At 70.9% G+C, this 11484-nt stretch carries 11 protein-coding genes; 4 read left to right on the top strand and 7 right to left on the bottom strand.

The window, feature by feature from the left end; translation table 11 throughout:
• Positions 1–10: 10 nt before the first annotated feature.
• From ACIBI9_RS54950 to ACIBI9_RS54935, 4 genes are all read right to left on the bottom strand, one after another.
• On the bottom strand, positions 11–424 hold the full coding sequence (locus ACIBI9_RS54950; RefSeq protein WP_397235419.1) for a Fur family transcriptional regulator: 414 nt from the start codon (positions 422–424) through the stop codon (positions 11–13).
• A gap of 621 nt (positions 425–1045) precedes the next feature.
• Positions 1046–1342 carry a DUF2470 domain-containing protein gene (locus tag ACIBI9_RS54945; RefSeq protein ID WP_397235418.1) on the bottom strand — a complete coding sequence of 99 codons (297 nt, stop codon included), beginning with the start codon at positions 1340–1342 and terminating at the stop codon, positions 1046–1048.
• A gap of 6 nt (positions 1343–1348) precedes the next feature.
• Entirely contained in the window at positions 1349–1837 is a 489-nt protein-coding gene (locus tag ACIBI9_RS54940; protein WP_394506437.1) for an FABP family protein, read from the bottom strand.
• Positions 1824–2402: a class IV adenylate cyclase gene (locus ACIBI9_RS54935; RefSeq protein WP_397235417.1), complete on the bottom strand. Its 579-nt coding sequence runs from the start codon at positions 2400–2402 to the stop codon at positions 1824–1826. The genes ACIBI9_RS54940 and ACIBI9_RS54935 overlap by 14 nt, the downstream gene beginning before the upstream one ends.
• A 400-nt stretch (positions 2403–2802) precedes the next feature.
• Here ACIBI9_RS54935 and ACIBI9_RS54930 point away from each other — a divergent pair, with 400 nt between their 5' ends.
• The 3 genes from ACIBI9_RS54930 to ACIBI9_RS54920 all read left to right on the top strand — a co-directional run bounded on the left by ACIBI9_RS54930 (position 2803) and on the right by ACIBI9_RS54920 (position 5828).
• Positions 2803–3165: a DsrE family protein gene (locus ACIBI9_RS54930; RefSeq protein ID WP_397235416.1), complete on the top strand. Its 363-nt coding sequence runs from the start codon at positions 2803–2805 to the stop codon at positions 3163–3165.
• A gap of 538 nt (positions 3166–3703) precedes the next feature.
• Positions 3704–4570, top strand: a complete 867-nt coding sequence (sigJ, locus tag ACIBI9_RS54925) for an RNA polymerase sigma factor SigJ (protein WP_397235415.1) — start codon at positions 3704–3706, stop codon at positions 4568–4570.
• Positions 4571–4640: 70 nt separating this feature from the next.
• A complete protein-coding gene (locus ACIBI9_RS54920; RefSeq protein ID WP_397235414.1) occupies positions 4641–5828 on the top strand; it encodes an NAD(P)/FAD-dependent oxidoreductase in 1188 nt (395 codons plus the stop codon).
• On the opposite strand, the gene ACIBI9_RS54915 is transcribed toward ACIBI9_RS54920, so the two are convergent.
• Together ACIBI9_RS54915 and ACIBI9_RS54910 are read right to left on the bottom strand one after the other, a co-directional pair.
• A complete protein-coding gene (locus tag ACIBI9_RS54915; RefSeq protein WP_397235413.1) occupies positions 5780–6493 on the bottom strand; it encodes a type 1 glutamine amidotransferase in 714 nt (237 codons plus the stop codon). The two genes, ACIBI9_RS54920 and ACIBI9_RS54915, sit on opposite strands and share 49 nt — an antisense overlap.
• Entirely contained in the window at positions 6483–7712 is a 1230-nt protein-coding gene (locus tag ACIBI9_RS54910; RefSeq protein WP_397235412.1) for a MurT ligase domain-containing protein, read from the bottom strand. Before ACIBI9_RS54910 ends, ACIBI9_RS54915 begins: the two co-directional genes overlap by 11 nt.
• A gap of 181 nt (positions 7713–7893) precedes the next feature.
• Between ACIBI9_RS54910 and ACIBI9_RS54905 the strand changes: the two genes are divergently transcribed.
• Positions 7894–8307 (top strand): YjdF family protein, encoded by a 414-nt coding sequence (locus tag ACIBI9_RS54905; protein ID WP_397235467.1) that lies wholly within the window; start codon positions 7894–7896, stop codon positions 8305–8307.
• Positions 8308–8365: 58 nt separating this feature from the next.
• Here ACIBI9_RS54905 and ACIBI9_RS54900 read toward each other — a convergent pair whose 3' ends face one another.
• Positions 8366–11416: an ATP-binding protein gene (locus ACIBI9_RS54900; protein ID WP_397235411.1), complete on the bottom strand. Its 3051-nt coding sequence runs from the start codon at positions 11414–11416 to the stop codon at positions 8366–8368.
• Between the last annotated feature and the right edge of the window lie 68 nt (positions 11417–11484).

The raw sequence follows: 11484 nt of genomic DNA, 5'->3' as shown, positions 1-11484 counted from the left end.
TCCCGCCCGCCTATCGGCAGTTGCTGCACCGGCCGAAGACGGTCAGATGGTGCACGTCCGCGACGAACCCCATCTCCTCGTCCAGCCCCTTGACCAGCCCATCCGCCAGCTCGGGCCGTACCTCGAACACCTCGTCGCACCCCCGGCACACCAGATGCACGTGATCGGCCTCAGCGGCCAGGTGGTACGTCGGCGCACCGTGCCCCAGATGCGTGTGGGTCACCATGCCGAGCTCTTCGAGCAGCTCCAGCGTCCGGTAGACCGTGGAGATGTTCACGCCGCGCGCGGTCTCGCGGACCTTGACGCAGATCTCCTCGGGCGTGGCGTGCTCCAACGTCTTGACCGCCTCAAGGACGAGCTGGCGCTGCGGGGTGACCCGGTAGCCCTTGGCGCGGAGTTCCTCATGCCACTGCGTCTCCGTCATGCCCTGAGTGTACGGCCCGGGGATATTCACTTGCCCCTTTTGAGCACGAGCGCATAGCGTCTTTGGTACGCGGAAAGGAGGTGGTCCAAACAATGGTGAATCATAGTTGGGCTAGCGAGGTGGTTGTCCGCTAAGTCGCGGACTGTTGTCTCGTGACGTATGCGAATACGAGGCAACCACCGGGGCCCCTGGTAGCCGGAGGGCGGGATCCTGATCCCGACCATGGTCCATCCGGCCCACCTGCCGAGCAGGTGGAGTTGGCCCGGGGCCCTTCTTCATGTTCACGTTGCGGAACCGAGCCGTTGCACGGGCGGCGACGGACGCACGAACGCGCCGCTCAGCGAAAGCGACGCCTGACGCTTCGGTGCAATGGCCGACCACCGGCCCCAAGAACACAATCTGGGTCGCTCACCCGGCCACCAACATCCCAGCCACCGATATGCCGCCATCGAGACCGCTACGCCATCGGAATCACTACGCCACGAAGAGCCGGCGCGGGGCCTAGATCGGACGCGAGGCGGAGCGCCAGGCGCGGGACGAAGATCAGACGCGGGGCGAACACCAGACGCGAAGCAAAGAACGGGCGCGGGACCAAGAACAGACGCCGGCACAAGCGCCTGTTCAGTGCTCACCCCGCGCCGCGATGCCGAGCTTCTCGCACGCGTCCCGATAGAGCTGCACCACAGCCGTACGCACCTGGGCCCGCTCGGTGAGCGTCTCCCCCCAGGGCACCCTCACCCGCTCCCCACCATCGATCGTGAACTCGATCGCCTCGGCATCCACGTCACTCGTCACCGCCGAGGTGGCGTCAGGCCGGCCGCCGAGCGCCCGCACGATGATCAGCGAGTCCTCGGCGTGGTCGTCATTCATGTGGCGCTTGATCGCCTCGACGGCGTCAGCGGTGAAAGGCGTGCTCATATCGGCTCAAGCTACCTTCTTCAGCTCCGCCGACATATGGTCCGTGAGCGGGTGCCCCACGGCCGCCATCTCGTACGCCCACATCAGGTTGCCGTTGACCAACCCGTACAGCCGGTGCCCCGCCGTGTACTCCTTGGCGGAGGCGGTACGGGCCACGACGTCCGTCCGCAGCTCGATCTTGTGGAAGACGACCTCGCCGATGTAGATCTCGACGATCCCGGTCGGGTGGGCGAGCACCACCTCGATCTGCCTGTCGGGCTGCACGCGCCAGTATCCCGACTCGGTGGCCAGCGGCTTGACCCGGTTTCCGTCCTGGTCGAGCAGCCAGGTGCGGCTCACGTAGCTCAGGAACGGCTTCCCGTTGTGCCCGAACTCGATCTCCTGCCCGAAGTTGAAGCTCTCGATCGTCGGGTAGCCGCCCACGCCGGCGCCTTCCCACCGGCCGAGCAGGAACGCGATGGGCTCCAGGTCGGGGTGCACCTCAGGTTCTTCCATGCTCCCCAAGCGTAGTGCTCCTGGCTCGCCGTACAGCCTCGGTGTACAGCTCGGTGGTGAGATCATCGCGGCCGATGCCGACTTCCGCCATCAGCTGCCCGATCACCCGCAAAGCGCCGGGCACCGCGTCGGGCTCGACCACTGCCTCGACTTCAAGGAACGTACCGTCCAGTTCAGGGATGGTCACAAGCGTGGCCAGCAAAGAAAGCCCCGACTTCAAAATCCGGTAGTTCCTACACCGCTTCTCGTACCGGATCACTTCCTCCAGCCCAAGCTTGCGCAGCACAGCCTCCATCGCCACCGGGTCCTCGACGCCGGTCTCGTACTCAGGCTTGGACCCGCTGACCGGCTCGACGCTGGAATCCTTGAACGTGAGCAGGCTCACCACACCACCGTCCACCACCCTCACCCGGATCTCCCTCCCATCCCGGGAGTACTGAAGATCGGGAGTGTCGTAGTACACATCGCGGTAAACGTTGACCGTCTCCGGCCCCCGCTCCCGCAACGCGGCCCGTACGCCAGCGGGATCCCGCACGACAGCCTTCAACTCAGCCTCGACCCGCATACTCCTCCTTCGGCACCCCTCCGGAAACCCGTGGGGCAGTGTCTTCGGCATCCCCGCGGGAGCCCGTGGCCGGTGCCCTTCGGCGTTACTTTGCGGCATCCCGCACGGGAGCCCGCGGGGCGGTGTCCTTCGGCGTCCCTTGCGGCATCCCATGGGAGCCCGTGGGGCGATATCCCCCAGCCTCCCTTGCGCGTCCCGTAAGACGGCGTCCCTCCATATCCCTTGCAAGAGCCCCTGGCGGGAGCCCATGCGGCGGTATCCCCTGGCGTCCCCTGCGGGAGCCCCTGGGGCGGTGCCCTTCGTGGCGCCTCTTCGGTCAAGGGGAGGTGTTTCCTGCGCGGGGCTGGTGTATTCGATTGGAGTCCTTCGTCGGGAGTTGGGGGGCGTTAGGGTGACGGATATGGAACGATCACTGGTGATCAAGGTGACCGCTGGGGCAGATGCCCCGGAGCGGTGCAACCAGGCGTTCAATGTCGCGGCCGCCGCGCTCGCGAGTGGTGTGCCCGTTTCCCTGTGGCTGACCGGCGAGGCGTCGTGGTTCGCGCTGCCGGGCAGAGCCAAGGAGTTCAGCCTGCCGCATGCCGCACCGCTCGTCGACCTCCTCGACGCCGTACTGGCGGCAGGGCGCGTGACACTCTGCACCCAGTGCGCGGCCCGGAGAAACATCACGGTGGACGATCTCATTGACGGGGTCCGCATCGCGGGTGCGCCGGCGTTCGTCGAGGAAGTGGTCAGGGAAGGCGCCCAGGCGCTGGTCTACTGACCCTTCGGGGCCGTAGACCGCACGTCACGCCCGAGGCCCATCCGTTGGCCTCCGAAACACGGGGCCGCCCAGCCTCGGCGCGCGTCCGACTATGGCCCACGTGCGACGGCGTGCGACGGCGTGCGACCGTGCGCAGGGGGCGTTTAGCGGGACGCGGCATATGGCGGCACGCGGGAACGGGCCCGTCCTCGGCCCCCGCGTAGTGGTATCCGACCGCCCACCCGTCATCAGGGCCGGTCGCGGCCACGTCCTCCAGGGACCTGGCCGGTTGCATGCCGTCGGGCTCCATCCGGTCCCACCTGGCGACCCGCGCTCGGCCGTCCTGTGCTGTCCGATCTTCAGAGGCGGGTGTGCACGCCACGAGCATGACCAAGCAGACGAGTCCCGCCCCAAGGATCTTCATGGCTCGGCATCAGCCCGCCGACCCGGCCGCCACCCCGATGAACGGCGTCCGTACGAGTCCTGACCCCGCCGTTCGGGTGGTCTGAGATGGTTTGCCTAGGATCGGGGGTCGATCGCTCTTCCAGAGGAGGCGGAGATGACCGGCGCGTTGGCACAGGCCGAGTGGGAGTCGCATCGCTCCGCGGTCTTCGGGGCGGCCTACCGGATCCTCGGCACCGTGACCGAGGCCGAAGACGTGACGCAGGAGGTCTGGTTGCGCGCCGTCGCCGCCGACCTGTCCGAGGTGCGGGATCTGCGGGCCTGGCTGGTGACCGTGGCCGCCCGGACGTCCTACAACGTGCTGCAGTCGGCGCGCGTCCGGCGCGAGTCCTACGTCGGGCCCTGGCTGCCCGAACCGCTGCTGACCGGGCCCGACGCCGCCGCCCGGGTGCTCATGGACGAGTCGGTGAGCACCGCGATGTTGGTGGTCATGGAGACGCTCACCCCAGCTGAACGCGTCGCGCTGGTGCTGCACGACGTCTTCGACTTCCCGTTCGCCCGGATCGCCGAGGTGCTCGACAGCACGCCCGCCGCCGGCCGCAAGCTCGCCTCCCGCGCGCGGGCGCGGGTCGCCGCGGTCCAGGAGCGGCCCCGGGCGTCCAGGGCCGAGACCGAACGCGTGCTCAAGGCGTTCAAGGCGGCCGCCGACGTGGGTGACATAGCCGGGCTCGTCGAGCTGCTGCACCCCGAGGCCGTGTACGTCGCCGACGGCGGCGGCAAGGCGACCGCGGCGCGCAGGCCGGTCCGGGGCGCCGAGCGGATCGCGCTGCTCGCGGTCAGGCAGATCGAGCTCAGGCGGCCCGAGGCGTTCGAGGTCATCGAGGTGAACGGGCACCCGGCCCTGGCGACCTACCACGGCGGCGAGCTGGTCTGGCTCGACACCGTGGAGATCGCCGACGGGCGGATCACGACGTTCAGGAGGCTAGTGAATCCGGAGAAGCTCGCCCGCATCGGTCACATCTGACCCCGCCGTCTTGTCTCCCTGCCGACCAGCCCCCGATCCCCCGGGGGCGAGGCTGAGAGAGGACAAGACAGTGGCGCACGTTGTGATCATCGGAGGCGGTTTCGCGGGCGTGTGGAGCGCGGCGGGAGCGGCGCTGGCGCGCGGAGCGGCGGACCTGCGCATCACGCTCATCTCACCGAACGAGCACCTGGTGCTGCGGCCGCGCCTGTACGAGCCGGAGCCGGACCTCGCCAAGGTGGAGCTCGGCAGGATCCTCGGGCCGATCGGCGTCGAGCACCTGCGGGCCTCGGTGAGCACGATCGACACCGGCCGCCGCGTGGTGGTGGCCGACGGCCAGGAGATCGGCTATGACCGCCTGGTGCTGGCGGCGGGCAGCAAGCTCGTTCAGCCAGAGGGCCTGCCCGGCGCCGAACGGCTCTTCGACATCGACACCCTGGACGGGGCCCGGCGGCTCACCGAGCATCTGCGCGACCGCGAGGATTACCGCGCCGTGGTCGTCGGCGCGGGGTTCGTGGGCCTGGAGGCCGCGACCGAGCTGGCCGCCCGGGGCCGGGTGCTGCTGGTGGACCGGTCGCAGGTGGTCGGCGACCAGCTCGGCCCTGGACCGCGCGAGGAGATCGAGGCGGCGCTGGACCGGCTGGGTATCGAACGCCGCCTCGGGACGACGGTGACGGAGGTCGGCGACGGGTACGCGGTCCTGTCCGACGGCACCAGGGTCGGGGCCGACGCGGTGGTCTGGTCGGTCGGGATGAGGGCCAGCGAGCTCACCCGGCAGATCTCCGACGAACTCGACCATCTCGGCCGGGTGCCGGTGGACCAGCGGCTGCGCGCCCTGCCCGAGGTGTTCGCCGCCGGCGACACGGCCGCAGCGGCGTTCGACGCCGAGCACACGGTCATGCAGGCCTGCCAGCACGCCACCCCGCTCGGCAAGGTCGCCGGGTACAACGCGGCGGCCGACCTGCTCGGCGTGCCGCTGCGCGACTTCACCCCAGGCCCGTACGTCACCTGCCTGGACCTGGGCGGCGCCGGCGGCATCTTCACCAGGGGCTGGGACCGCCGGGTGATGGCCTCGGGCGCCGCGGGCAAGGAGGTCAAGCAGCGGATCAACCAGCACATCCACCCGCCGGTCGACGACGCCGCGAAGATCCTCGCCGCCGCCGACCGCGTCCACCTCGAGCTGCCCTTCTTCCCCCGCGACGAGGAGACCGATCAGCCGGACAGGACGGCGGCCAGGCGTTCCTGGCGCAGGGCGTCGTAGCGGGAGTTGTCGAGGGGGGCCAGATCGCCCACCCGCCACGACAGCAGCAGGTCGGCCAGGGCCGGGTTGCGGGCCAGGGCCGGGCCGTGGAGGTAGGTGCCCACCACGTGGCCCGCGTAGCAGCCCTCGAAGCCGTCTCCGTTGCCCACCCCGACGAGGGTCCTGGACAGGGGCTTGACGCCGGGGCCCAGGTGGGTGACGCCCATGTGGTTCTCGAAGCCGGTCAGGGTGGGGAGGTTGAGCGCCGCGTCCACCTCGGCGGCCAGCTCGCCGACCGCTCGGGCGGGGCCACGGGAGCTGGCGATGTCCAGCAGCCCGATCCCGTCGACCGGCTGGCCCTCCTCGCCCCCGAACGTGCTGCCCATGATCTGGTATCCGGCGCACACCGCCAGCAGGGCGGCGCCGCGGGCGACGGCGTGGTGGAGGCCGCCGTCGCGGCGCAGACGTTCGGCGGCCAGGATCTGGGGGCGGTCCTCGCCACCGCCGATGAGGTAGATGTCGCCCGTCTCCGGCACCGGGTCCGCCGAGCGTACGTGGATCGTCTCGGTCGCGATCCCCCGGCGGTTGGCGCGCTGCTCCAGGACGAGCACGTTGCCCTGGTCGCCGTACGTGCTCAGCAGGTCAGGGTAGATCCAGACGATGCGAAGGGCGCTGTCAGACGGCACGGCCGAACTCCGTTCGGATCTGCTGGAAGGCGGTGTAGTTGGCGATGACGTCGACCCGGCCGGGAGGCTGCATGGCCAGCGCCTCCGTGAACGTGCCGCAGAGCGTGAACGGCACGTCCGCCACGTCGAGCCGGAGCGCCAGGTCGAGGCGGCGCTCGCCCGTCACGAAGACGGGGCGCCCGCGCAGGATGCGGTAGTCGACGTCCCACAGCCACGAGGTGTCACGCCCGTCGGGGCCGTTGGCGTTGACCGAGAGGATGATCGGCAGCTGCGGGTCGGCCACGTCGAACGCCTCCAGCCACCCCGCCGGGTTCTTCGCCAGCAGCAGTCGCGCGTGGCGGCCGTCGCGCTCGACCGTGGTGTAGCGGCCGGCCACCGAGGTGACCTGGCGCAGCCGCGGCAGCGCCCGATCCACCGGCACCCCGAACGCCTCGGCCACCGCCAGCGCCATCACCGCGTTGGAACGGTTGGCCAGGCCGGGAAGCTGGATGTCGAGCAGCCACCGCTGCCCGCGCGGGTCGACGGCCACCTCGTCGTCGATCGCCCACTGCGGCTCCGGACGGTGGAACGTGCACTCCTTGCACGCCCAGTCGGCGTCCTTACGGTCGAGCGGGCCGCCGCACTCGGGGCAGCACCAGGAATCTTCCTTCCACCGCTGCCCGCCGGCGACCCAGGTGACCTTGGCCGCGGTCGACGCGCCCCAGGTCACGAGCGGGTCGTCGCAGTTGGCGATGACGTGGGTGGGCTTGCCGGACAGGGCCCTGCGCCACTTCTGGGCGAGCAGCCAGATCTCGGCGGCACGGTCCATCTGGTCGCGGCTGAGGTTCATCAGGCACACGACGCCCGCGCCGGTGGTGTCGAGGACCTCCGGCAGGTATTTCTCGTCGACCTCGAGCACGCCGTATGGAGCGGTCTTGTTCTGGGAGAGCGCCGAGACGTGGCCGGCGGGCATGTTGGCGCCCAGCGCGTTGGTGGCGACGTCCCCGAGCTCGAGCAGTGCCGAGGTGATCAATCTCGTCGTGGTGGTCTTGCCGTTGGTGGCGCTGACCAGGGCCAGCTTGCGGTCGCGGGCCAGCTTGCGCAGGAGGTCGGGCTCAAGCAGCAGGCCCACTCGCCCACCGATCACCGAGCCGTCCCCGCGCCCGGTCATCTTGGACAGCGTGGCGGCACTGCGGCCCAGGGCGCTGGCGAGCTGGGCCCGCAGAGGAAGCTGGGTCATGCCCAAGGATCCTAGTCGGCATTGGCCGATAGTCTGGAGCTGCACACGAAAACGCGGCCCGGTTGGTAGCCCGGGCGAAGCTTCACCGTATCCGCCCTTCCATGGGATGTCCGGTGTGCCGGAAAGCGGCCTCGACAGGCCGTCGTTTCGGCATACGCGCATGGAGGGCGACGTGGTGACGATGTCTGTCTATCTGGACGGCCCGTTCTGGGTCGGCGTACTCGAGATCGTCGAGGACGGCACGGTCCGGGCGACCCGGTTCACGCTCGGGTCCGAGCCCACCGATCCGGAGTTGTACGAGTTCCTGCGGCGGCACGGCGTCGCGCTGCTCGAACGGGCGGCCGCTTCGCCTCCGGTCCCCTCGGAGGGGCGGGAGGTCAGGCGGGTCAACCCCAAGCGGGCCGCGAAACTGGCGGCCCGGGCGGCGGCCGAGGTGTCCCGCCGGAGCACGGCCTCCCAGGAGGCGTTGCGGCTGGAGCTGGAGAGCCGGAAGACGGAGGCGGCGGACGACCGGCGGGCCCGGCGGCGGGAGGCGGCGGAGCACAGGCGGGAGGTGGCCCGCCGCAAGCGCCTCGAACGCCGCCGTGACCGCTGAGACACCCCCGCCGTGGCCGCTGAGACACCGCCGCCGAACACCGGCTGAGACCCGGAGGTCAGGAGGGCGAGGGGGCGGTGTCGGCGAAGGCGATCTCCGGGGCGCCGCCGTGGTCGAACGGCAGGACGAAGCGGCGCGGCCACGACAGCACGCCCTCCAGCCACCCCGCCCCCATCGTCTGGCCGACATGCCGCAACCGCGCCGACGACTCGATCCCGATCGCCACCGTCGTGATGTCCCGCTGCACCCCTTCGTTCTCGTCGTCCCCCAGGATGACCCGCCAGGCCAGCGCCCGGTTCCGGTCCACCTCCATCGACAGCGGGTGGTGCCGCAGCGCCTTGGCGCGGTGCCCGAGCAGCTCGGTGTGGACGAGGTCGGGGTTGGCGCCGTTGCCGTTCGAGGGCTGGCGGAAGAGGGCGTACTCCATGGGCGGTGCCGGGCTGCGCAGGTTGGGGGCCGGGTGGCCGTACGGGAAGAGCCTGTCCACCTCGTGCAGCCACCGGACCTGCGGGATCACCCACGACGCCCCCGGCCGCTCGCCGCCCCCGTCGAGCCCGGCGAGCAGGCGCGTGGCGGTCTCGGCGGCCTTCTCGGTGAGCAGGGCGGGGTCGAACCAGCTGCGCAGCGACCAGGCGCGCCGCTGCACCGAGCGTTCGATCAGGGTCGCCAGCAGGCACTCCCCGCGCCGGGCCGGCAGCTCGGACCAGGCGGCGCCCAGGGCGCGCGGCACGCCGGGCAGCGGCCGGTTGCTGACGAAGGCGAGCACGACCGTGTCGCACCAGATCCGCAGCCAGGCCCACTCGGGGGCGTCGGCGAGCACGTCGGCCTCGCGCAGCTCCACCAGCGTGCACGCCTGCCCGGTACGGCAGGACGCGCCGCACGCCGCGGACCGGCGGCCGCGGATGGGCGGCGGCGGGCCGGGCAGCACCTTCTCGCGGGCCTCCCCCAGCGGCACGCGGACCCGCAGCGGCCGGTCCATCCCGTCGGCGAAGACCGCGGCCGAGCCCGGCTGCAGGGAGACCACGTGGCGGGACTGCTCGTCGCTGAGGTTCATGGCGGCGCCGACGAGCTTCCTGTCGTCCTCCGCCGGGAGCCGGTGCACGACCTTCAGCGCGGTGTTCTTGACGACGTCGGAGACGAGCTTGGTCGGGATCTGCTCCGCCACCACGATGCCCTCGCCGTACGCGCGGATCTCCGCAAGCATCCCGGCCAGCAGCTCCACCGCGTGCGTGGAGGCCCGGCCGTGGCCGCGGTCGCGCAGCAGCCGGTGCGCCTCCTCGATCACGATGACGTGGCGCAGCTCGTGGGACTTCTCCCGGCGGGCCCGCATCCGCAGGTGCTCGACGATCCGGATGATCAGCGTGCCCATGAGGAACGCCTTGTCCTCGTCGTTGGCCACGTCCTCGATCGCCAGCACGACGTCCCGCTCCAGCAGGCCGCCGATGTCGGCGGGGTGGCCGCCCTCGAAGAAGCGCCCCGCCGAGCCGACCCGCAGGGAGCGGAGCCGGAGCGAGATGAAGCCCTCCACGTCGGCCTGGACCTCGCGGCCGTAGCCGATCTCCTTGATCACGTCCATGGCGTGCTGCTGGAGCTGTTCGAGGGTGGGGACGCTGGGCGGGACGTTCGAGCCCGGCACGGCGCCGCCGGTGACGACGTCCCAGCCGGTGGCCTCGTAGACGCGCTGCAGCGCCAGCGACATGATCTGCGGGAACGGCTCCTCGGCGTCGAAGGCCGCCATGAACAGCGCCCTGACCATGTCGATGTGGGCCTGGACGGGGTAGCCGGGCTCGGGTTCGAGCGGGTTGATGCTGAACGGCACGCCGTCCGGCGCCGACGGGTTGATGACGGTGACTCCGTTTGATGGTCGCGCTCTCGACGGGTCCTCGCTGGTTACGCAAGCTGCCGCTCTCGGACCCTGTTCGCCGCTCCGCATATCGTCGAGGCGCCCGGCCATGGCCGCGTACTCGGACTTGGCGGGCTCGATGGCCAGCCACGGGATGCCGGCCCGGCTGAGCTGCTCCAGCAGGTGGCGGACCGTCTGCGACTTGCCCGAGCCGGTGGCCCCGGTGACGAACGCGTGCCGGTTGAGCGTGGCCAGCGGCACCCGGAACGTCCCGACCCCCCTGTCCTGCCCGTCGAGGATCTCGCCCAGCTCCAGCTCGCCGCTGTCAGCCTCGGACGTCACGTCGAAGAAGCCCGACTCGAGCACGCGTACCCCCGGGACCTCCCTCCTGGGCAGCCCGGCCAGCGCCGCGAGCGCCCCCGCGGTGGCGGCGAACGGGGCGGCGGCGCCGTCGGCCGGGTCCTGCATGGTCATGGCGAGGGCCTCCGACAGGCCGTAGGCGGCGCCGTGCGAGCTGCGCAGCCGGTACGGGTGGTGGCTCATCTCGACCGACCCGACCAGCACGGGCGCGATCTGCCGCAGCTCGTCGGCGGTGGCGCCCCCGGCCAGCACGCGAACGTTCCAGAGCCCCGCCTCCCTGAAGGCGTCCAGCTCCTGCATGCGCCGCTCGGCCCGCTCGGCGTCGAAGCGGGAGCGCTCGGAGGCGTCCCCGTACTGCCTGAGCACGTTGAGCTGGGTACGCAGGTGCGCCACCTCGGCGTCGAGCAGATCTGTCGGCTCGGCCACCACCAGCCAGGCGAAGGGCCGCGACATCAGCGTCACCAGCGTCGACTCGAACAACGTCGGCCGCCTGAGCTCGTCCGGGTCGAACTCGCGCCCCTTGCTCCCCAGCGGCGGCGCCTGGCGGCCCGGGCACGGCGTCCACACCAGGTCCGCCAGGTCGGCGAGATACTCCTCGTCGAGCTGGACCCCACGCGCCCCGCCCGGGAACAGCAGCGGCTGCGGCCCGCTCGGGCGGCCCGGCGCGTCGGTGGACCTGCGCGGCTGGCGCGGAGGCGACAGCGGCCCGGCGTTGGTGATGAGCTCGAGCGGCGCGCCGGATCCCCGCGACAGCCACCCGATGACGAACGGCCGGTCGCGTTGCGCCGCCGACAGCACCGCGGGCAGCACGGTGACGAAATCCCACTCGGCCGACGAGCTTCGCGAGGGCGCTGCGATCGACTGGATTCGATACCAGGGCCCACTCAGCGACACACTCGGCTGCATTTCATTCCCCCACAGACGGTTCTTTGTTAAATTCCGCCAACCGTCAGCTCGTCACGTTGACATTGACC

It is taken from the genome of Nonomuraea sp. NPDC050451 (genome assembly GCF_044458585.1).
This window is presented reverse-complemented; position numbering and strand designations above follow the sequence as displayed.